Annotated in this window: 19 protein-coding genes; 9 read left to right on the top strand and 10 right to left on the bottom strand. The window is 40.3% G+C overall.

Going from position 1 to position 22848, the window contains the following annotated elements; genetic code table 11:
* The first annotated feature begins 7 nt into the window (after positions 1 to 7).
* A complete protein-coding gene (locus tag IPO83_15980) occupies positions 8 to 2491 on the top strand; it encodes a carboxypeptidase-like regulatory domain-containing protein (protein MBK9732753.1) in 2484 nt (827 codons plus the stop codon).
* A 36-nt stretch (positions 2492 to 2527) separates the two neighbouring features.
* Here the strand turns inward: IPO83_15980 and IPO83_15985 are convergent, their stop codons facing one another.
* The 4 genes from IPO83_15985 to IPO83_16000 form a co-directional block, all read right to left on the bottom strand.
* Positions 2528 to 3193 carry a YceI family protein gene (locus IPO83_15985; GenBank protein MBK9732754.1) on the bottom strand — a complete coding sequence of 222 codons (666 nt, stop codon included), beginning with the start codon at positions 3191 to 3193 and terminating at the stop codon, positions 2528 to 2530.
* 59 nt (positions 3194 to 3252) lie between these two features.
* Entirely contained in the window at positions 3253 to 4704 is a 1452-nt protein-coding gene (locus IPO83_15990; protein ID MBK9732755.1) for a hypothetical protein, read from the bottom strand.
* A gap of 52 nt (positions 4705 to 4756) precedes the next feature.
* Complete coding sequence (locus tag IPO83_15995; protein ID MBK9732756.1) at positions 4757 to 5344, bottom strand: YceI family protein; 588 nt, start codon at positions 5342 to 5344, stop codon at positions 4757 to 4759.
* 242 nt (positions 5345 to 5586) lie between these two features.
* Entirely contained in the window at positions 5587 to 5997 is a 411-nt protein-coding gene (locus IPO83_16000) for a hypothetical protein (protein ID MBK9732757.1), read from the bottom strand.
* A 678-nt stretch (positions 5998 to 6675) separates the two neighbouring features.
* On the opposite strand from IPO83_16000, the gene IPO83_16005 reads away from it, so the two are divergent.
* On the top strand, positions 6676 to 7179 hold the full coding sequence (locus IPO83_16005) for a heme-binding domain-containing protein (GenBank protein MBK9732758.1): 504 nt from the start codon (positions 6676 to 6678) through the stop codon (positions 7177 to 7179).
* A gap of 123 nt (positions 7180 to 7302) precedes the next feature.
* Here IPO83_16005 and IPO83_16010 read toward each other — a convergent pair whose 3' ends face one another.
* A complete protein-coding gene (locus IPO83_16010; protein ID MBK9732759.1) occupies positions 7303 to 8229 on the bottom strand; it encodes a YihY/virulence factor BrkB family protein in 927 nt (308 codons plus the stop codon).
* 188 nt (positions 8230 to 8417) lie between these two features.
* Here IPO83_16010 and IPO83_16015 point away from each other — a divergent pair, with 188 nt between their 5' ends.
* The 5 genes from IPO83_16015 to IPO83_16035 all read left to right on the top strand — a co-directional run bounded on the left by IPO83_16015 (position 8418) and on the right by IPO83_16035 (position 15977).
* Positions 8418 to 10277 carry a cyclomaltodextrinase C-terminal domain-containing protein gene (locus IPO83_16015; GenBank protein MBK9732760.1) on the top strand — a complete coding sequence of 620 codons (1860 nt, stop codon included), beginning with the start codon at positions 8418 to 8420 and terminating at the stop codon, positions 10275 to 10277.
* 145 nt (positions 10278 to 10422) lie between these two features.
* Complete coding sequence (locus tag IPO83_16020; protein MBK9732761.1) at positions 10423 to 11865, top strand: glycoside hydrolase family 125 protein; 1443 nt, start codon at positions 10423 to 10425, stop codon at positions 11863 to 11865.
* A gap of 70 nt (positions 11866 to 11935) precedes the next feature.
* Complete coding sequence (locus IPO83_16025; GenBank protein MBK9732762.1) at positions 11936 to 13780, top strand: alpha-glucosidase C-terminal domain-containing protein; 1845 nt, start codon at positions 11936 to 11938, stop codon at positions 13778 to 13780.
* A 71-nt stretch (positions 13781 to 13851) separates the two neighbouring features.
* Positions 13852 to 15309, top strand: a complete 1458-nt coding sequence (locus IPO83_16030; GenBank protein ID MBK9732763.1) for a TlpA family protein disulfide reductase — start codon at positions 13852 to 13854, stop codon at positions 15307 to 15309.
* Between the two features lie 23 nt (positions 15310 to 15332).
* A complete protein-coding gene (locus IPO83_16035; GenBank protein MBK9732764.1) occupies positions 15333 to 15977 on the top strand; it encodes an alpha/beta hydrolase in 645 nt (214 codons plus the stop codon).
* 7 nt (positions 15978 to 15984) lie between these two features.
* On the opposite strand, the gene IPO83_16040 is transcribed toward IPO83_16035, so the two are convergent.
* The 3 genes from IPO83_16040 to IPO83_16050 form a co-directional block, all read right to left on the bottom strand.
* Complete coding sequence (locus IPO83_16040) at positions 15985 to 16482, bottom strand: methyltransferase domain-containing protein (protein ID MBK9732765.1); 498 nt, start codon at positions 16480 to 16482, stop codon at positions 15985 to 15987.
* Between the two features lie 103 nt (positions 16483 to 16585).
* Positions 16586 to 17641, bottom strand: coding sequence for an LLM class flavin-dependent oxidoreductase (locus tag IPO83_16045; GenBank protein MBK9732766.1), 1056 nt, complete (start codon positions 17639 to 17641; stop codon positions 16586 to 16588).
* A gap of 124 nt (positions 17642 to 17765) precedes the next feature.
* Positions 17766 to 18164: an Hsp20/alpha crystallin family protein gene (locus tag IPO83_16050; protein MBK9732767.1), complete on the bottom strand. Its 399-nt coding sequence runs from the start codon at positions 18162 to 18164 to the stop codon at positions 17766 to 17768.
* A 234-nt stretch (positions 18165 to 18398) separates the two neighbouring features.
* Between IPO83_16050 and IPO83_16055 the strand changes: the two genes are divergently transcribed.
* Positions 18399 to 18806 (top strand): SET domain-containing protein-lysine N-methyltransferase, encoded by a 408-nt coding sequence (locus IPO83_16055; protein ID MBK9732768.1) that lies wholly within the window; start codon positions 18399 to 18401, stop codon positions 18804 to 18806.
* A gap of 28 nt (positions 18807 to 18834) precedes the next feature.
* Here IPO83_16055 and IPO83_16060 read toward each other — a convergent pair whose 3' ends face one another.
* Positions 18835 to 19683: a T9SS type A sorting domain-containing protein gene (locus IPO83_16060; protein ID MBK9732769.1), complete on the bottom strand. Its 849-nt coding sequence runs from the start codon at positions 19681 to 19683 to the stop codon at positions 18835 to 18837.
* 368 nt (positions 19684 to 20051) lie between these two features.
* Between IPO83_16060 and IPO83_16065 the strand changes: the two genes are divergently transcribed.
* Entirely contained in the window at positions 20052 to 20627 is a 576-nt protein-coding gene (locus IPO83_16065) for a hypothetical protein (protein ID MBK9732770.1), read from the top strand.
* A gap of 117 nt (positions 20628 to 20744) precedes the next feature.
* Here IPO83_16065 and IPO83_16070 read toward each other — a convergent pair whose 3' ends face one another.
* Positions 20745 to 22763: a helix-hairpin-helix domain-containing protein gene (locus IPO83_16070; GenBank protein MBK9732771.1), complete on the bottom strand. Its 2019-nt coding sequence runs from the start codon at positions 22761 to 22763 to the stop codon at positions 20745 to 20747.
* Between the last annotated feature and the right edge of the window lie 85 nt (positions 22764 to 22848).

Raw genomic sequence — 22848 nt, forward strand, 5'->3', positions numbered from 1 at the left:
TCCATTTATGCAGAGGATTTTATTTGTTGTTGTGCTTCAATGTTTTTCTTTCCTGGCAAATTCAACTACAATAAGTGGGTTGGTAACGGATGAAAAAAATCAGCCGTTGTCTTATTCCAATGTCTATATTAAAAACACTACGCAAGGTGCAACAGCTAATTCGGAAGGAAGGTATGTATTGAACCTGTCACCGGGCAATTATGAATTGGTATTTTCTTATGTCGGATATCTGCAAGTGAAAAAAAATGTGACACTTGCGGATTTTCCCATTCAACTAAATGTTCAACTGCAACCCGATCAGGTGGAACTAAAGGAAGTGGTGGTTACAGCCGGGAGTGAAGATCCTGCTTACCGTGTAATCAAAGCAGCAATAAAAAAACGAAACTTTTTTCTTGATCAGGTTAACGCATTCAATTGCAAAGTGTATATCAAAGGAGTTGCCCGTCTTGACAGTGCGCCGAAAAAATTTATGGGTTATAACCTTGAAAAAAAAGGGCTTGATTCGACATCATTTGGCATTATTTACCTCAGTGAATCGGAGTCGGAATATTATTTCCGCAAGCCAAATGAGGTAAAAGAAATCATGCTTTCTTCAAAAGTGAGTGGCGATGGCAAAGCATTCAGCTGGAATAAGGCAAGCGATTTCGATTTTAATTTTTACAAAAACCTCGTAGATGCCGGTATGATGAGCAACCGGCCCTTTATTTCTCCGATTGCGGAAACAGCATTGCTGTATTATAAATATAAACTGATCGGTACTTTTTATGAAGACGGTGAGCTGGTGAATAAAATTGAGATGATTCCACGAAGAAAAGGTGATCCTGTTTTTAGCGGTTACATTTATATTGTTGAAGATAGTTGGCGAATACACAGCACTGATCTCTGGTTGAACAAAGATGCGAACCTGGATTTTATCGATTCTCTTAAACTGTCGCAAACCTATGCGAAGGTGAATGACTCACTCTGGATGCCATACAATCAGACGATGCAGGTTTTTATAAATGCCTTTGGTTTCCGGATGAAAGCAAAATTTGCAGGTGTATTCACAGAGTATATGATTGATCCTGTTCTGGTGAATAAATTTTTTAGCGGGGAAGTGTGGAAGATAAATGAAGATGCCAATGAAAAAGATTCATTGTATTGGAAAGCGAAACGGCTCATTCCTTTGACTGATGAAGAAGCCAATGATTACCAGGAGAAGGACAGCCTCTTTATCGTTCAAAATTCAAAATCATTTCTTGATTCAGCGGATCGTGCCAATAATAAATTCGCTTTTTTTGATTTGATTTATGGTTATCATTATTACCGTCGTTACAATCAGACCAGTTATAGTACCAGCGGACTTTTGAGTTTCATCAACTATAATACGGTAGAAGGATTTGCACCTTCCATCAGTTTGCACCTTACCAAACGGTGGGATGATCATCGCGAGTATCGGATAAGTTCGACGTTACGCTATGGATTTTCAAACCATGAACCTTCCGCTAAAATTTCAATGCGTTATCTATTTGATCCGGTTAAAGCTGCTTCGTGGAGTTTGGATGGCGGACGATTTGTAACGCAGTTTAATGACGAGAATCCTATTTCTCCGCTCATCAATACGATATACACTTTGTTTGTTGGAGAAAATTATATGAAGTTGTATATGAATGCTTATGCGAGAGCATCTGTCACGAAAGAAGTAGTGAATGGCATCCAGCTAACAGCCGGCACTTCATTCAACCACCGCACAGTTTTAGAAAATACCAGCTTTAACTCATTTGCGGATGAATCAAACAGAAACTTCACCACTAACGATCCGCAAATTGCCGTTTATGACAGCGCTGTGTATTTTATTGGATACAACGCCTGGCTGATCAATCTGAAAGCAACGATTCATTTTGCGCAAAAATATTTTTCACGCCCGAATGAAAAAATCAATATCGGATCAAAGTATCCTGTTTTAACAGTGAGCTATACGCAGGGACTTCCATGGATTGGCAGTGATGTAAATTATAATCAGCTGGATCTTTCAGTAGATGATCATTTCAAGTTGGGTACGATAGGAGAAGGTGATTACAATTTGTCAGGAGGCGCATTTCTTATCAGAAAAAATTTGGGCGCTGCGGAATTGAAGCACTTCAATGGTAACCAAACCATATTCGCTCAAGCTGACCGCATGAATGCATTTCAGTTGCTTCCTTATTACACTTACAGCACTGATCAATGGTATTTGCAGGGGCATATCGAACATCATTTTCATGGCTTGTTGCTGAATCACATTCCTCTTATCAGGAAATTGAAATTACAGGAAGTGATTGGCGCGCATTATCTCCAGACAAAAGACCTGCAATATGCAGAGCTGAGTTTTGGATTAGAACACATCCTGAAATTATTCAGAGTTGATTTTGTTACTGCCTACAGCAATCAACAGCATTTTAGCTCCGGCGTTTTAATCGGACTTACGCTGGGAGGCAATGGAAGTGGTATTTCCGTGAGTGTGGATGAATGAAGGTTGCGTGAGTAAACGGAAACGCAACAGGTAAAATTATTGCACGATCAACACATTCGCAGATATATTAAGTGCAAACTTCACTGCAATCAGGTCGTTCACTTTTACCAGTCCGAATAAGGCTTCCGGTGGCTCCAGGTGGTAGTCGCTAAAAGTCAGGTTGTGCAATCCTGAAAAATAGTATTGCCCGGAAGAAGTTTGCTTTCCGGTAAATAGAATATCGTGTAATTTACTTTCACCGGCCATTGTAATCCTAACATTGGCAATCAGAGTTGTAATGCCGGATAGTTTTAAAGATTTTCCATCTCTTGATTTTGCCTGCAGAATTTCAACTGTTATAAATGGAAATTTATCGCCTTTCAAAGTTCTGCAAAGGTTACTGTTCATGGCAGCATTGCCGCAATCGAGGGAAACAACAGGCACTTTAAGAATGGCATCTTTAAATTGGATACTGTTTTTCAGGTTATCAAATTGGAACTCAACTTTGTTATGTGAATATTTTTCATCTGAAAAGCAGGTGAATTCATTGATGTTGGTGGAGCCCAGTACAGAAATTCTGCTGCCTTCTAATATTGAATAATCAAGTTTTTCAAATAATTGCTTTTGTTGAATAGTGGAATTTACTGCGCCGGCAAATAGCAACCAGGTGAAAAAGAGGAGGAAGTTGCGAACGATATTTTTATTGTCGATAAAATTAGCCATAACATAAAAATAAAAAAGAACCGTCTTTCCGATTCAGAAAGACGGTTCTCAGAGAGTGATTAGAATCCTAATGCTGCTTCAATCATAATACCACTGAATTTACCTTCGTTACGTTGATCATAAGTAGGGTAATCTTTGTACATCTGCGTAACGTATTCCACTTTTGCCATTACATTATCAAGTATATACCAACCGGCAGAAAGAGTGAAACGGGTCACATTTACTGTGTTGATTTCAGATTTGAATGCAGGACTGGTGAAGGGAAGTTCAGCACTTACACCATTGTAGCGCAATCCAAGCCAGAAGTTTTCATTTTGGGTGAAACGATAGATGACGTCAACTGCATACTGAGTGGTTTGTCTCCTGTCGTGGCCAATAAGCACATTGGTTACGGAATCCTTTTCATTAGTATTTCTTCCATTGGCAAATTCAAGTGTTCCGAATAACTCAAGACCATGGAATTTAACAAAAGGATTGATCATGAAAGCGGTTAACTGGTCACCATAAGGTTTGCTCAGGCGGCCGGAGAATGCGTTGGTACCGATAGAGGAATAATAATTTTCCAATACCATGAAGTAATGGGAACCGCTGCGGTCACCGGCAAAAAGAGTGTTGCTCACCGAACTCTTGGTGGTATACACGGAACCTGTTATTCTGAAACGCAGGTCAGGATTAAATTGTTTGTCATAACCGAGTTTGGCAATAAAGCTGGGAGACCTCTTGTTTACTTCGCCTGTGTTGGCATCTTTCACACCTGAAGTATCAACAGATGATACTGGATAAGCGACATCTCCTTTTATTTCTCCACCAGTCATTTCAACTACTGCAAGAAAGCCGGCTTTGTTATGAAATTGAAGTTCGCCACCTATTTCAGTTGTAAAATCATCAAGTATGAGGTTCTCCACAAAAGGATTATACATTGAATTGCCTGCATCACTGCGGCGATAGTGTTGATCACCATAATTTACTTCATAGTCACCAAATTTGATGGTAAGGTATTCCATCATATTATCAATCATATCACTTTTAAGGAAAGTAAGCTTATCAAATTGAATATAACCACCTTTTACCCAAGCTTCAGAATGGTGACGAGTAGAAAGATAGGTGATTAAGTTCATGTGAATTCCATCATAGAGTTGTGCATCCAGATTCAGGTTGGCCATGGCAAGGTTAAAACCATTGGTAACTCCAATAAGTGTGCGGTCGTCAATGCCATCCGGTTTAGACGTCTTTCCGGTATTATCAATAAGGTGCCAGCCTGTGCCTGCAACCTGATTGGTATCAATTATGTTTTCATGATTAAGGTCCTGAAAGGTAAAGGAGGAGTTAAGACCAAGTCTCACCTTAAACCCTGTGTAGAGAGTGGTGTCCGATTTCCCGGTTTCAAAAACATTCAGACCTTTTTGGTCGTAATGCCTGAAATTTTGAATAGGGGGTTGTTGCGCAAAGGCAATACAACTGACCAGCATCAGCAAACTAAAGAGCTGAAGAAGTTTGATTGAATTTTTCATAGCGTTAGAGTTTTAGTGGATTTAAAAAGAAATAATATTGATTGTGAAAGGATTAATTTTTCTGCATGACGGTTTTAAAGCTCAGGACCACTTCATCACCTACTTTCATGGCTCCCATGAAAGCGGTAGGTGGACTAATATCGAAGTCTGTCATTTTAATTGTTTTCGTTCCTTCAAATGAGATGGAGCCATCCGCTTTTACTGCAACCTTTACCTGCAAATCTATGGGTTTGGTAACCCCGGCAATGGTAAGTTGGCCTTTCGCGATAACGGTGTTGCCAGTAGTTGATGGCATCACATTGTTAATTTGCGAAAGGAGTTTATAAGTTATGAGTGGATTTTTTTCTGCTTTCAGCGCGTCATACGTTTTCGAATCCATAATGGAACCATGCGTGCTCTTGATGTCTTTGCATTCAACTTTAAATACAACCGATAAAATGGAAATACTGCCATTCGGATTTATAACAAATGATCCGTAACCATTTATCTTCTCCACTGATTCCTCCCAATCATGCACGTTAGAGGTTCCTTTTATCTCAAATTCATGGTTTGGAGAAAAGACATAACTGGTGGTTTGCGCATGAACAGTCAAACCAGCGGCAAGCAACATTGTCAGCGATAGGATTATGATATTTTTCATGTTTAAATTTTATGTGGTAGTTAGTATGAATTTGTAAGCACAAGGTGTGAAGGGTGAAAACAGGTAAGCATGACATTAGTCATAAACCAATATGACTTTCATAAGCGAATGATATGATAAAAGTCATGATGACAAAATGTGACGCACAACGGAATATAAAAAACAGGAAGCGCAATTGCTGCGCTTCCTGTTTTAATGCTGAATCTTTTATTTGAAAAATCCGCATCAGCAATTAAAAGATGCTAAGGATTTAACTTCTCGCAAACCAGTCCTGCAATAATGGATTGAATAAAGCCATAGAGAAACCAGGTAAGCACGAGGTCAAACGTTACATTCATCGCGCTGTAGATCAGTAACATCGCGGGCAATGTGGCAATAAGTGAATAGATAATACCGAATTCAATACCTCGCATCGTGAAACTTCCCGTTAATACACCTTTAAACCGTTCCCAAAACCAGGCGAGAGCGAGGCCTAACAGGAAAGGATGTATATAATATAGAATGCTGCCCGATTCGTCATTCATGCGAAAGGCAGGATTGTAATATTCCAACGCCAGATTCGGTAAGAGCATGATGGTGAAATATAATGCTGCAATACTTACCACCAACATTACGATTCCTGCAACTAATCCACTGATGATTACTTTTTTCATGTGTTATTTTTTTTAGGCAATTAAAATGAAAAGCATTCTAATATGATGAGACATCAAATATAGCATGCAGGCGTATTCACATTTAGCTGAGTATTGTTTGCAAGGACTATGATTTTTATCATAAAATCACTGATCTGAAATTGCAAGCACGTTTATTTTATCCCTTAGTTGATGGTCGGCGAAGATAACAGTCTGACAAAAAATCAATGAGCAAACAACAATCATGTTTCCATATGACTAAAGACATTCTTTCGCATTTTCTGTGCTTTTAAATTTGAACCAAACTTATTCATCATGAAAGTGGCTCCGGATTATCTGCGCTTATTAGCCGTAATTACCGGAATACTATTAATGACCGGTGAGCTGTTGTTACTGTTGAAAAAGAAAAGGCAGAGCCTGTTTTGCTTTTGCACAGTGACATTTCCACAGGAAGTTGTTTTTGCGCGTTGAAATTAAAAACAAGTTTAGGAAATAATGAATTTGATGTAGAAGAGTAAGCGTTGTGTTTTAGTGCGGAAGAGCCGTTGTGAGTTTTGGCAGCGGCTTTTCTGTTAATAGCATGTGCAAGTGAATCACACAGGAGTCAGCCTGAAAATGAAACGGTCACTGATTTAGTCAGCAGAAATTTGCGGTTTGATCGTGTATCTTTAATGAAGTTTAAATAAAATTGATTTTCCTATGCAATTATTAAAAAGATTTTTGCGCGCATTGCTTTCCATGGCATTGATAGCATTCATTGTTATACAATTCTTTCATCCTGAAAAGAATGATTCAAATGATGAAACGCAAGCTATTACTACAAAATTTGAGGTGCCCAAAGAGGTGGTTGACATTCTGAAAACTTCCTGCTACGATTGCCATAGTAATCACACCAATTATCCCTGGTATTCAAAAATTCAACCCGTTGACTGGTGGCTTGATCATCATGTGAAGGAAGGAAATGAAGAGGTGAATTTTTCGGTGTTTGCTTCCTATTCGCCAAGAAGACAATACCGGAAATTTGTAGAAATTAAAGAACAAATTGAAGAAGGTGAAATGCCATTGGAAGTTTACACGCTGACACATAAAGATGCTATATTAAATGAGCAGCAAAAGCAATTGGTGATCCAATGGTCGCTTGCAATGAAAGATACGATGGAGCATCATTACCCGATAGATAGTTTGCAGCGGAAGAAAATGTAAGTGAACTCAGGCTCCGCTATGGGTCACTATTTTGAAGCGGAACCGGCACTTTCTTTTGCACTTAAAATTTCAAAGATCAGTTGAGGATCCTGATCTTCCTGATAAGAAATATCGCTGCATTATTTATTCTTCCACCTCCATAATTTTATAATGGTACGCCTTATCAACAGGAACTATAGCGAGACCAAGTGCTTCTGAAAGCACTTTGGTAAAGCAGGCGCCAAAATAGAGGATGAAGGAAGAATAAAACACGAAAAGCAGAAGCAGCACCACTGATCCGGAAGCACCATAAATGGTTCCTATGTTACTGCGTGGCAATGCCCAAATCAGCAACAGCTTTCCGGCCGTAAATAATACGCCTGTTAATAGGCCACCGGCAATGGCTGATTTCCATGAAGGTCTGCCATCAGCAAGAAAGCGCAGCAAAAGAACAAACCAGGTGCTTACAATAATTATGGAGATAAATTCACTGAAGGCCCCTTGGAAAAAGAGCCTGCTTCCCGGCAAAAGCTGATCGAGGTTCCTGCCAAAGAAAATAACAAGTCCTTCTGTGAGTAATCCGGCGAGAAAAAGAATACCGGCCATGCCAATCACCACAAAAGATCTTCCTCTGATGGATAAACTAAACAACAGTCCGGGCTTTGATCTGATTTTGAGCTGCCAGATTTGATTGATGGAATTTTTTACCTCGTTGAAGAGCGTAGAAGCCACAAACATCAAAAACAAAAAACCACCTATCGTCACATAGCGGTTATCTGCAAGCTCTCTGAAATTAAGGAGTATTTGTGTGATTTGAGCACCTTCCTCCTTTCCTAATATTTCAGTCAGTCTTTTTATTAATTCTGAACTCAGAAATTTCTGATTGATAAACAAACCAAACAACTGAATAAGAATAATGAGAATAGATGGAAGAGCGAAAGTGGTAAAGAATGCCGTAGCTCCGGCCATTTGCAAAGGATTGTTTGTTTTTAAGACTACAAATGACTTCGCTATCAGTTGTAAAATGTGAGAAGGACGTTTATGTTTTACCTCTCGCTTTGCTTTTGTCATGGCATAAATGTATTTAAGTTTTTTCCGACTGTATTTTAATGTTACAAAATATTCCGGGAAACTTTAGCAGTAACTAGGATGGCCCTTTATTTTTTAAAATCGTGGCGCATAATTTTTTTAGATGAAAAATCATGGTTACGGTAAAAGCTATTATCATTGTTGTTGAAAAGAAATGTAAATCAGAAATGATGAACTACCGAAAATTTTGTCTTGGCATTGCCTGGTTGTTTGGCTGCCTCTTTTCTGCACATGCGCAATATGCAGAGGTGTATCCAACCAACTGGTGGGTAAACATGAAGATGAATAACATTCAGTTGCTGCTGAAAAGTAACAGCGCTGATTTTAACAAGCAGGACTTCTCGATCAGCTATCCGGGAATTAAATTGCTGAAGAAAAATACGTTTGCTAACGGGAAGTACGTCGCTTTGGATATTTCGATTGCTCCTTCAGCAAAGCCTGGAATCGTATCAATTGTATGCTCAAACAAAGGCGAAAAAAATACGATTGAATGGCCATTGATGGAACGGCGAAAAGGTAATGGCACTTCATTCGCACAAGGCGTTACATCTGCTGATTTTATCTACTTGCTTATTCCCGACAGGTTTAGTGATGGAGATGTTTCCAATGACCGCGTTCCCGGAATGAGAGATCAGACATTAAACAGAGACTCGATCTATCATCGTCATGGTGGCGATATGAGAGGCATTATCAGGCATCTTGATTACTTGCAACAGCTTGGTGTAACAGCATTATGGATGACGCCGGTGCTGGAAAACGACAGAACCGAAAGAACTGAGCATGGCTATGCTTTCACCAATCAATATAAAATCGATGCCCGTCTTGGAGGAACCGCTCTTTACAAAGAGTTAAGCGATGCCCTTCATCAGCATGGCATGAAGCTGATACAGGATGCAGTTTACAATCATGTGGATATTGATCATATTCTCTTCATTGATAAACCGGATGAAGATTGGTTTCATAAATGGCCTACTTACACAGGAACCAGTTTTAAAGATCAACCTGTATTTGATCCTTATGCTTCCGCTTACGATAAAAAAATTACAACGGATGGATGGTTTAACCGGTTGATGCCTGATGTGAATCAGTCCAATCCTTTTGTAGCTAATTATCTCATTCAAAACGCAATTTGGTGCGTGGAAGAATTCGGTGTGGATGGTTGGCGCATTGATACTTATCTCTACAACGACCCTCAGTTTATGAACCGCTGCAACAAGGCCTTGATGGATGAATATCCTGCTATCAGTTTGTTTGGAGAAACATGGGTGCAAGGTGTAGTTTCACAGGCTTATTTTGTAGAAAATAATATGGACATTCCTTTCAAAAGCAATCTTCAGGGCGCCACTGATTTTCAAACGTATTCAAATGGTATTGTGCCTTCGCTGACACAACCATTTGGATGGAATGAAGGTGTAAACAGACTTTACACAACATTGGCCGGTGATTATTTGTACAAGGATCCAACACGCAATGTTCTCTTCCTCGATAACCATGATCTCAGCCGTATTTTTTCCGTGGTGGGTGAAAGTGTAGCAAAGCAAAAAATGGGAATTAAATGGTTGCTGACCTGCAGAGGTATTCCGCAAATGTATTATGGTACGGAAATACTCATGAAAGGATTTACAAATCCGGATGGTTGGGTGCGGCTTGATTTTCCCGGTGGTTGGGAGGGTGACAAAAAAAATGGATTCACCGGTGAAGGATTGAGTACGGATGAACTGTCGGTGCAATCGTTGGTGAAAACACTCGCCAATTTCCGAAAAAATTCTTCCGCGCTCAAGACAGGAAAATTGATGCAGTATGTTCCTGTGGATGGTCTGTATGTTTATTTTCGATATGATGATAATCAAACCATCATGTGCGTAATGAATACTTCTGCCAAAGAAAAGGAAATTGATTTCAATAAATATGCAGAGAGAACCTATGGATTTGTTGCCGCCAAGAGCATAACAGATGATCAGGCTTTCATGCTTTCAGAAAATCAACAAATAGCACCTGATCAAATGTGGGTGCTGGCTTTAACGAAGTAGTTTTTTTAAACCTGAGTTGATTCAACTTTGGAAGTGTTTGCAAACTAACTTCACAATGAAACTATCAGAAGTGAACCCTGACAGAGTTTACTAAACAGATCAGAATGATTTTTGAAAATGAATGAATCTGCTAAGAAATAATTAGATGGAAAGAAGAAAGTTTATATCAGACAGCAGTAAAGTGATCGCGGGATTTGCTGTGTTAACTCCATCATTACAGTCGTTTGATGTTTTTGCGCTTCGTCCGGAATTTCCATCGAACCGTCCGGCACTGAAAGAAAGAAAATTCACCAGCGAGGCAGTAGAACAACTGATTGCTGAAATTAAACCTGCCATTGCAGATAAGGAAATTGCATGGCTCTTTGAAAACTGTTTCCCTAATACATTGGATACTACCATTGACTATGAACCGGTGAAAGGAAAACCCGACACCTTTATTATTACCGGTGATATTGATGCGATGTGGCTTCGCGATTCTACAGCCCAGGTTTGGCCATACCTTCCGTTGATTTTAAAAGATGAAAAATTAAAAAAGCTGGTGCAGGGATTAATTAACCGACAGGTGAAATGTGTTTTAAAAGATCCTTATGCCAATGCATTTTACAAAGATCTCAGCAAAGAATCATCGTGGAAAAGTGATCAGCCTTCTCCCATTGCAGGTGTGCATGAACGCAAATGGGAAGTTGATTCCTTATGCTATGTAATCAGGTTGTCGAATGAATATTATGCATTAACCGGTGATGCATCATTGTTTGACAAAGATTGGGATAAGGCGATGCGTTTAACCGTTTCAACTTTTAGAACAGAGCAAAGAAAAAATGGCACTTCTCCCTATTCATTTGTAAGAAAAACGGATAACATGATTGATGCGCCGGTTTTCTCAGGAACAGGTGCGCCCATTAAACCTGTAGGATTAATCTGCTCCATGTTCCGGCCATCAGATGATGCTACCACTTTCCCGTTTCTTATTCCATCCAATTTATTCGCGATGCTGTCTTTGCGGCAGCTATCAGCAATTTACAAAACATCCCTGAAGGAAATTGCATTCTCAACTGAGTGTAATGATTTCGCAAATGAACTGGAAACAGCCATTCATCAACATGCTGTTACTACGCATTTGACTTTCGGAACCATCTATTCTTATGAGATTGATGGTTTTGGTAACCGGTTATTTATGGATGATGCCAATGTTCCTTCCCTGATGTCACTTGCTTATTTAGGTGTGCATAGTGTGGAGGATCCGTTGTATAAGAGAACAAGATCTTTCCTGGTAAGTGATGCCAATCCATATTACTTTAAAGGTAATATTGCTGAAGGACAGGGAAGTCCTCATACCGGAAAGGAAAAAATCTGGCCGATGGGAATTATACTGCGAGCAATGACGAGTGACAGGAATGAAGAGATTGTTCAGTGTTTAAAAATGTTGAAGCACACACATGCAAATACAGGATTTATGCATGAAGCTTTTAACAAAGACAATCCAGATGATTACAGCAGGAAGTGGTTTGCCTGGGCAAATACGCTTTTCGGAGAAATGATTATAAAAATTTACAGAGAACGAAAGGAGTTGCTGGCGCAGCAGTTTTAATGCTGCAGAATTTATTATCAAAGTAACCGCTCTGTTTTCCTGATAAGAAATTTAAATCTTTAACAACTAAATGATGAAATACCGGACGTTGACTGTAACCTGTTTGTTTTTTTTTATTTCTCTCAGCGCTCAAGTGAATACAACTCCATTCAACAAACCACCGGAATGGAGCAAACAGGTAATATGGTACCAGATTTTTGTTGAAAGATTTTATAATGGTGACCACACAAATGATCCGCGGCCGGAAAATATAAATACACTGCCAATCAATGTGATCGCTCCACCTCATTGGGCTGTTACTTCCTGGACACACAATTGGTATGCTCCTGATGATTGGGCAAATGAACTCAGTGGTTCATTTAATGAAAAAATACAATACCGCAGATATGGTGGTGATTTGCAGGGCGTGCTTGATAAGCTCGACTATTTGCAGCAGTTGGGAATTACTGCCATCTTCTTAAACCCGATAAATGATGCGCCGAGTTTGCATAAATATGATGCAAGAAATTACCATCATGTGGATGTGAACTTCGGCCCTGATCCTGATGGTGATAATAAGTTGATCGCAACGGAAAATCCGCTTGATCCTTCCACGTGGAAATGGACCTCAGCCGATAAATTGTTTTTAAGGCTGGTGAATGAAGTGCATAAAAGAAAGATGAAGATCATAATGGATTATTCCTGGAATCATGTGGGCACCACATTTTGGGCCTGGCAGGACATCCTGAAAAACCAGGAGCGTTCAGTTTACAAAGATTGGTTTGAAATAAAAGCGTTTGATGATCCTGCAACTCTGCAAAACGAGTTTTCATACAGAGGTTGGGCCGGTACCACTTCATTAGTTGAATTGAAAAAAGTTAATATCACTACAACCAAACAAACAGGTCATCCTTACGAAGGCGATATAAATGAAGGCGCTAAAAAACACATTTTTGAGGTGAGTAAAAGATGGTTGGCTCCCAATGGTGATGTATCAAAAGGAATTGATGGATTCAGATTGGATGTGGCTGACCAGGTGGGAATGGTTTTCTGGAGAGACTTCAGGAAATTCGTTCGTTCAATAAATGCCAATGCATATCTCGTGGGTGAAATCTGGTGGGAGGAATGGCCTGACAAATTGATGGATCCTGTTCCATATACCAATGGCGATGTTTTCGATGCAGTGATGCAATACCAGGTTTACCGGCCGGCCCGTTATTTTTTCGCGAACAATAATTATGGAATTGATGCTGAGCAGTTCAAAGACAGCCTCAATTTTCATTGGAACAGTCTACAAACTGATGTTCGCTATGCAATGATGAATGTCTCATCTTCACATGATGCGCCACGTTTGCTGACGGATTTTTACAATCCGAATAAATATAAATACAAAGCTTCTCCATCTGATGATGAGAATTATAAAACTGGGAAACCGGATGTTGATACGTATCAAAGAGTCCGCTTGTATCTCGTTCATCTTTTTACAACGATAGGTGCGCCACAAATCTATAATGGGGAAGAAATGGGCATGTGGTCAGCAGATGATCCGGCAAGGAAGCCACTGATGTGGAAGGAATTTACTTTTGAAGCGGAAACAACAAATAATTTTCAGTCCGGAGCAAAAACATATGATACACTTGCTTCTAATCAGCAGCAATTTGATTGGTATAAGAAATTGATAGCAATCAGAAAAAGCAATCCTGCCTTAGCCACCGGAAGTATTGAATTTCTGAAAGCAAAAGGAAAACAGCTTGCCTATCGACGGTTTGATGATAAAAGTGAGATCATAGTATTGTTTAACCTCGAATCAAGCCCTCAGCAATTTGATCTGCCGAAAGATTCGCGTTACCTTGATTTGTTAACCAATAAAAAAATAGCCGGAGGTAGCATGATGCTCGCAAAAATGGAGGCGGCCATTCTGAAACGGGTTGAGTAATTGGGTTTAATGCAACATTGCCGGATTAAGAATTATAGAATAACTTCGGCAAACAATTATCAGTCCTTATCATGCGCATAAATAAATTTCTTCTTTTCCTGCTGTTTCCGGCAATGCTGCAGGCACAATCGAATGCTTCGGTTCATTGCACATTTAAAAATCATTCAGGAGATACAGTTACCATCATTCCATCTCAATATTATATTGATGAGTATGAGAAGAATTATACTGCTGTAATTACCAATAACCAATGTGAATTCACTTTTCCGGTTCAGAAACCCAGTACGGCGAAGCTTCGTGTTGGCAAGCAATCAGTCACGCTTTTTATGGAACCGGGAGATGCCTTGCAGGTAAATATTGAGGGAGATTCATTGTTGAAAGCAATTTCATTTTCCGGTAAAGGAGCAGCGCACAATCAGTTCCTGGTTTCATTCCTGAAAAATTTTGAAGCGGACTTCAACAAAGAAAAGGTTAGTAAGGAAATTATCAGTTCTGATATTGATGCTTATGAGATGAAACTTTTTGAGGAAAGAAAAAAGCAGTTGGCATTTTATAATTCCGGCATTCAAAAAGAAACTTTCAGCGATGCGTTTAAAAAATATCTTTCGAACAGTATACGCTATAATTATTATGCACGCATACTTTCCGTTCCAATTATTCAAGCTAATCAATCGCAGCAGGTGATGACAGTAAAGGCGTTGCCTGCTGTAATGCTGGAAGGCATTGACGCAAAGCCGGTAAATGATGAAGCGCTTATCGCTGAGTCCTACCGTGATTTTCTTTATTACTATACTGTTTATTTCACCTCGGAGGCCAATGGATTCAACAAGTTTAAAGACACGAATCTTTCCGTAGAGAAAAAAGTGCAGACAGCCATGCAACATTTTTCCGGTGAATCATTGGATTGGTGTATTGCCTACCTGCTGAACAATGATATTGCAAAAGTTAGTCAGTACACAGCGAAGCATATTTTCAATGTATTGAGTCTGCAGGATGAATCAGGTGATTATCCAAAACTGTTGAAGAATAAGGTTGATGAAAGACTTGCAGTTAAGGATGTTGTTGTTGCGGATGCAAAGAATACGGATGCCGCGGGTTCATCGGATATCAATTATCCGAAGTTGATGGACATTAACGGAAAATATTTCACCTTGAATGATTTGAAGGGTAAGGTGGTATACATTGATTTCTGGGCAAGCTGGTGTGGACCGTGCATGGGTGAGATGCCTTATTCGAAGAAGCTTCATGCTATGTTTGATGAAAAGCAATTGAAAGGTATTGAGTTCCTTTATATTTCAATTGATGCTTCTGAAGATGCCTGGAGAAATGCGGCGAAGCAGTTGGGACTTGAAGGCAAACTCGCCATATCGCCCGGCAACTGGTCAGCGCCTATTGCAAAGTATTTCGGCATTTTGAGCATTCCAAGATATATGTTGATGAACAGGAAAGGTGAAATTGTTGATCTGAATGCGAAAAGGCCAAGCTCCGGTGAAATGATTTATAATGATATCATTAAACTTTTAGACTGAGTTATTTAATAAATCTCTTCAGCATGAATAGTTTTCGTTCTGTATTATTTTCATGCATCATCATTTTACAAGTTATGGATTCAAATGCAGCTTCAACACCCAAATATGTTTTTTATCTGCATGGCATGATCGTAGAGAATATGGGAGCGAAAGCGGTAAGTCCATATTTTGGAGCCTATCAATATGACGATATCCTGGATGCATTCCGCAAAGCAGGATTTACAGTGATGAGTGAATTGAGGAAGCCGAATACTGATGTGAAGGAATATGCCATCACAATAGCAAAACAGATTAATGATTTGCTGAAGAAAGGCGTGGAGTCGAAAAATATTACCGTGATAGGCGCGTCGAAGGGTGCATTGATTGCGATGCATGTTTCTGCTATCCTGAAAAATAAGGAATTGAATTTTGTTTTTCTTGCCGCGTGTAACGATGGAAATTTTCAGGCATTTCCGGAAATACAATTTTATGGTAACATATTATCCATCTACGAAAAGAGTGATGACATCGGAGAATCATGTGCCTCGTTTCGGGAAAAAAGTGTGAGCACTATTTCACGCTATAAAGAAATTGAAATCAATACCGGCCTTCAGCATGGGTTTCTCTTTAAGCCTGTTTCGGAATGGACAAAGCCTGCTATGGAATGGGCAAATGGAATTTATGAATAACGCATATTCACCTGGAAATGATTGCTGAATAAATATTCGCCCGGTTATAAATAGAAGGTTGCTCTTTTATTTTTTGAATAGCATGATAACCGGAAGCTGAGAACAGCGTACCCAACGCCTGAAAATTTATCGGAAAAGGAACCCATTGGTTCGAAACCGTGGTATCATATTCTACTATTAAAAAAACAGCATCCTTCTTCAGATACTGTTGCAGTTTGGCGAGCAATGCTTTTTTGTCTTTTACAAAGTGTAATGAATTGGCCATCAGTATTCCATTTAAGGTTGGAACGGGAAGTTCATCCAAAATAAAATCCGCTTTTATTTTTTTTATCTGAACCGATGTCGGAGAGGTAATCGTATTTAAAACGTTGAGGTTTTTATCAATAGCATACACGATGCAGCCATGACCCAGTAAACCGGAGAGTGCATTTGTAAATAATCCGCTTCCGCATCCAAGATCTGCCCACGCTGAAATAGTTTTCTTTGAGAGAGCGTCATGATCGATTAATGATATTGCCTGATGAAGGTCCACCTACAAATTGAAGATTTTATTTTGAAGTGAGAGGAGATATTTATTAATAGTACACAGCAATCCTATTTGCTGAATTTTATTTTTTTGTACCTGACCATACTTTTTTTGTTTCACGTCTTACGACAGGCGCTACTTCTGAACCAAACAATTCAATCGCATGCAAAAGTTTATCGTGCGGTAAAGTGCCTACGCTGAGTTGCAAAAGGAAACGATCATGATGGAAAAGCTCATACTGATACATGATTTTATCAATCATTTCCTGGGGACTTCCAACCAACAATGCCCCCTTTAGTGAACGACCTGCTTCAAATTGTGCGCGATTAGTTGGTGGCCAGCCACGTTCTCTTCCGATCCGTGTCATTACATCGGCAAACGTTGGATAGAATTCATCGGCTGCCTGTTTCGAATCATTGGCGAGGTAACCATGTGAGTTGATGCTGACAGCAAGTTTTGAAAGATCATGACCTGCTGCTGTTGCCGTTTCACGATAGAGATCAACTAAGGGTGCAAATCGTTCGGGCATTCCGCCGATAATCGCAAGGGCCATGGGTAGTCCAAGTGTTGCAGCACGAATCACTGACTGTGTAGTGCCTCCGACAGCAATCCACACAGGCATAGGATGCTGAACCGGTTGTGGAAATATCCGTTGGTGATCCAACGCAGGACGAAATTTACCTGACCATGTAATTATTTTTTGAGACCTGAGTTGTAACAATAGATCCAGTTTTTCTTCGAACAATGCGTCATAATCATCGAGCTCATAACCAAACAGCGGAAACGATTCTATAAAGGATCCACGGCCGGCCATAATCTCTGCGCGACCACCTGAAAGCAAATCCAACGTGGCGAAATCCTGGAAAACACGCACCGGATCATCTGAGCTTAACACAGTAACTGCACTGGTAAGCCTGATATTTTTTGTGCGTGCAGCAGCAGCGGCAAGCACTACCGCCGGAGATGAAACCGCGTAATCAGCACGGTGATGTTCTCCTATACCAAATATTTCCAATCCAAGCTGGTCTGCCAGTTCTATTTCTTCCAGCAGATTTTTCATTCGTTGTTGCTGACTGATGGTCTTTCCCGTTTTTGGATCAGGTGTAGTTTCTGCAAAAGTGTAAATGCCAATCTCCATCTGTAATTTAATTTAGGCGCAAATTTCGTTTGAAATAATTTATTACCATGAACTGTCAGCTAAAAAGGTGACGTCCAATGAAGGACGCCACCTTTTTACACCTAAGCTAAAAACCTTTTAAAATCTAATTCACTTTAATTTCCTGCTTCGGAGTTTCTGCGCTTTTCAGCATCGGAACACTCACCTGCAGCACCCCGTCTTCATATTTAGCGGTGATGTTTTTTGCATCATCGTTTGACTGAAGTGTGAATGTGCGAACAAAGCCACCGCGACTGTATTCGCGCAGGATCCATTCTGGCCTGGGAAATCCTTCGGGAGGAGTGTAGGAGATTGTAAGTTCATCTCCTTTCACATCCAGGTGAAAATGTTCTTTGATTCTACCCGGAGCGAAAACCAACAGCTCATGGCTGTTTTCGGTTTTGTAAATGCTAACAGCAGCACGCTGCATAGAGCGGATGAGCAGGTGTTTGTTCCTGCTTCCGTGTTCGTGGCCTTTTGCGGCCCATGACTGATTGTAGTTCATGTTTTGTTGTTTTGGTTAAATGAAATAATTAATAGTGAAGACGAAGCCCTGGCTTGAATATTTTAAAAATTTTTATGAAATCTTGTTTTCAAAATAAGATCAATCATTAAGCACCCTTCGACAGGTTCAGGAAACGCTCTTAACTTGTCGAAGGGTTGCTGAATGTTGATATTGACAACTTCTTCAAAACAGTTTGGAATAAAATAAAATTTACCTTGCCCGAAACTTGAAAGAATGTTCAGAGTAATTCATGAATTGAGAATTGCCAAAAGTGGAATACAGGGAAAAGGTGCGTATGCAACAGGTAATATTCCTGCAAGAAAAAAGATTGGGGATTTAGGCGGAGTGATCATATCAATGCGTGAGGCAAAAAAGAGGGTACGTGCCACAAAAGAAATTGCCATGGTGGAACTCACGGATAAAACAGCGCTCGATGCATCTGTGGAAAGCAATTCGTTGCGTTATATCAATCATTCCTGCGCACCCAATTCATATATCAGAGTGACCACTACGCGTGTTGAATTTTATACGTTGCGGGCAATTAAGAAAGGAGAGGAACTGACTGCTGATTATGGTATCACGCATCATGAAGGAAAACTACCTTGCAAGTGTGGCGCTCCTAATTGCCGTGGATATATCTGATTTGGAAGGGTTGTTTGAAACTGCAGCATCAATCAACCATAAGCTTTTGAACAGATGTACTTCCTTTTTCTTTAATCTGTAACAAATAATTTCCGGGTGGAAGACTGAATGGCATTTTAATTTTTCCTTCAACGGCCTGTAACTTCATTTTATCATGAATCCTGCCTTCCAGATCAACCACGGTAATAGTCACCTGCTCTGCTGATGAAGGAAGATTAAGTTCAACGAAATTTCCACTTACAGGATTAGGAGTGATATAAAAAGTGGCAGGCTCAGCAACAGACACTACGTTCGTTGCAATATCTGTATAGTACACTGTGATCCGGATATTATCAAGATATGAAATAGCCGGAGCGCCTGTTCCAAAGCACGTGTAACTAATTGATGCCAACGCAACACCGAATCCTTCACCATTAATTTCTTGCGGTAACCAATCAACTCCCCACAATTCAGTTTCGCCGCCATAACTAAAGTAGGTATCTGCAAATGGCCAGTTGGACGGATTGGCCATACTGTTTCCAACCGTGATGCCTTCTTTAATAAGTTTTACACCGTTATCCTGAATCATTGCACCACCGGAAGCTTTCTTTTCTACTTCCACCAGTATTCCATTGATGGTGGCGGTAGCAGGAATTACGAAACCGTATCCGGAAGTTTCAAGACATCTTGTATTGGCATCGCAGCAATCGCAGTGAGAAGCCTTTGCATAATCGTCATCCGAAATGAATATGCTTTCAGCAGGTAAATAATCCACCATGCTGCTATACGAAAAGGGACAGGAAGTGTTCCCTGCGCTTCCTGGCGTTAGCGGACCCTGATGCTGTTGGCCAAGGCAAAAAACCGGAAACAGGATGAAGGCAAAAAAAATATTTCTCATCAGTAGATTCTGTTTTGAAATCAATTAATTTTTTTTTTTTTTTTTGTGGGCTTCTTCTGGGGGGGGGGGGGGGGGGGGGGGGGGGGGGCGCCCCCCCCGGGCCCCGGGGGGGGATGGGGACAACCCCGCGCCCCCGTGGCCGGAGTTGTGGGTCCCGGGGGCGGGCGGGGGGTTGGGGGCGGGGTCGGGCTGGGCGGGGGGCGCCCCCCGGGGCAACAAAAACATGGATTGATTTCAAAACAACTTCTTAGAAATTTTAAAATGTTTTATGAATCTCAAAATAAAAATCGTTCAATTCCTGATTATTAATTCTCCATTCCATTATGAGATCATTTATTAGATTTGTTAATCATCAAAACAGCATCCATATGAAATCACTGATCATTGCTTCATTCACAGGCGCTCTCATTTTATTTATCTACCTCGCGCTTGCACACACGATTTTGCCCGTTCATGCTTCTGATTTTAAATATACGGCAGCTCAGGATAACATTCTGAATGTTCTAAATGCTGCGAATCTCGAAGAGGGCTTCTATTTTCTGCCCGGCTCACCACCCGAAGCGTCGGCAGAAGAGAAAACGAATTTGATGCAGGAAATGGCAGGTAAGCCTGGTGCACTGATCAATTACTATTCAAAAGTGGACGCAGGTGGAGCAATGACGTTCATTATGAGCTTTATTTATAACCTGCTTGCTGTTTTGATTCTTTGCGTTGCGCTTGCCGCCGCCAGCGACAAGCTAATTAACTTTCAGCAACGGCTTTGGTTTGTGATGTTGTTTGCCTTCTTTGTCATCTTTTCAGAAATCATGCTGCAGTACAATTGGGTGGGCATTCCCATGCACTATATCAAAGGATTAATCATTGATCAGATCGTGGGATACCTCCTGGTGGGAATCTGGCTCGCCTGGTATTATGGGCGATTATCAGTTAAGAAAGTTGAATAGGTTGATTCATCTGGTGCGCAAAAATGGTCAGTTACAACAGAACATATTCAATAAATAAATGGCTTTGGAATTTTCCTGAAAGTAAAATTCAAAAGATTTCCCAATTCATGAATTGCCTCAGAACTTAAACCTCACCTCCACTTTAACTTCTGATTTTGTGTCACCATTAATTTCATCCAAACCACTTCCAATCACAGTAAGATTGGAATAATACGTTTGCGCATAACGAATCCAGACATCAACTCCCCTGGTAACCGTATATCGTGCAATGGCATAAAACCGCATGCCGCGATTTGAAAACGCCGGAACGGAATACGCATACAATACATCATTTTCATAAGCATAGATTCTCGCATCATAATCATCTGCATCAAAAAGGCAGATTCTTGCAGTAAGTTGTAAGGGTGAACCGAGCCTGTGATAGATAAGGTCCTGGTAAGCAAGGAAACCATATTGAGTGGACAGTTTTTCTTCTTTAAAAAATACCCATTCCGCACGGCTGTGAAGTGTGAAAGATGACGATGCTTTATAACTTAAATTAAAGCGCAGGTTTTGTTTGCGAACGCCTACAATGTAATCCAATGGCTCATTGTTGACAGATGAATTTTGCTGTTTAGCTTCATTTTTCCATCGCGCATAAACTTCAAGTACTTTATTTGGTTTGAAAGTTACCTGCGTTAATAAGTCAAGGCCATTGGAAGGAGCATCAATACCATAATCGAGCCATGGCTTATTAAAAAAATCTGCATAGGCTGCAATTTGCCAGGCTCTTGCCGGGCGAATGATAATGCCACTGTACATTCCGCTTTCGTTGTCCACTGTGCTTGATTCAGCGAAGGCATTTGCATACAGCGAATGAAAATCTTTTCCATAATTGCGGTAAATAAATGACAGGTCAACACGCGGATCAACGCTGATGAGCAAGCCTGAAAGCAGTGCCTTGCCTCCATCCTGGTCCATGGCAGCTTCACCAAACAGGTTGAAATTCCGATACTGCCAGTCGTAGTGAACGCCACCTGTTGTGAGTTGATCTCCTGTGAATCTAAACTCGTTGTAAGGTTCAAGTGATGGTGACAATGGCACACTGTACTTTGAATAAATAACTGATGCGCCGAGTGAGAGTGAATGAATTTTAAAATCGATGTTACCACCTGTCACCGTTTGGTGCACGGTGTTCTTGTCTGCAACTTCTGATTCGGTGCGATGCAGGCCGTCTCCGCCAACAGATGTTACAAAAACATCTTCATCCAGCGTATCCACTTTTCCGATATTACCATCAATTTTTTTGGAAGAAATAAAAGCTGTGAGTGAAATATTTTTTGTTCCCATCACCACCGCTCCACCTCTGAAGAAGTTGAATTCATTAGTGGAAGTATAGGGTTTCAGTGTTCTTCCCCCATATTTCACTGTCATCACCATCGAACTTTTGCTGATACCAAATCCGGAGGCTGCCAGCAACCCCTGACCGAACTTTAATTCATAATCGCCCACTGCAATAGCTTTTAAAAAATTGTTGCCGCGATAATAAAGGTGGAAGGAGTAAAAATCAAATCCCTGTTTTTGTGTGCCTTTGAAAAATTCTTCGCCTGCATCTTTCTGTCCGGTGATGCCATAACTGAATTTTGTATTGTACTGATAACGATAGCGTGCATATAAATTCAGTGGACTTCCCAGATAATGGGAAGCCGTTGAGCCGGAATCAACTTCCGTAAAACCTTTTTGTTCTTCCAGTATTTGCTGAGCGCGGATCAGCATTGTATAATCGCCATCAAATAAAAGATCTTTCGTTTTCACCTGTACAACGCTGATGTCAGAATTTACTCTTACATAAGGAAACAGATTGCGAATGGTTTCCAGATCGAGGTAGGGCACCGACTGCAATTCATAGATGCTGATGAAGTTGCCTAATTTTTCACGGTAGGTAATAATAGCATTGATCTGGATGTCAGTCAGTAATCCCAGTTCATGCAAAGGTTTCATGTCTTCATCAAAAGCAGCGTTGAGGTTAACCGGTCGTTCACGAAGATTTTTATCGAGATCAACAAGTCCTTCATAATCGCCAACGCTGTTATCGTCTTTTTCTATAAGTTGTTCGATGTAGTCATCTTTCTTGTTAGAATCTCCGGTAGTGTCCACTATCTGTGCGAATAAACAAAATGGTAACAAGCAGAATACAGAGAAAAGGATTGCGATTAAATATTTCCGCTTGCTAAAAATAAAA

This window comes from Chitinophagaceae bacterium (assembly GCA_016717285.1).
Taxonomy (GTDB): domain Bacteria; phylum Bacteroidota; class Bacteroidia; order Chitinophagales; family UBA10324; genus JACCZZ01.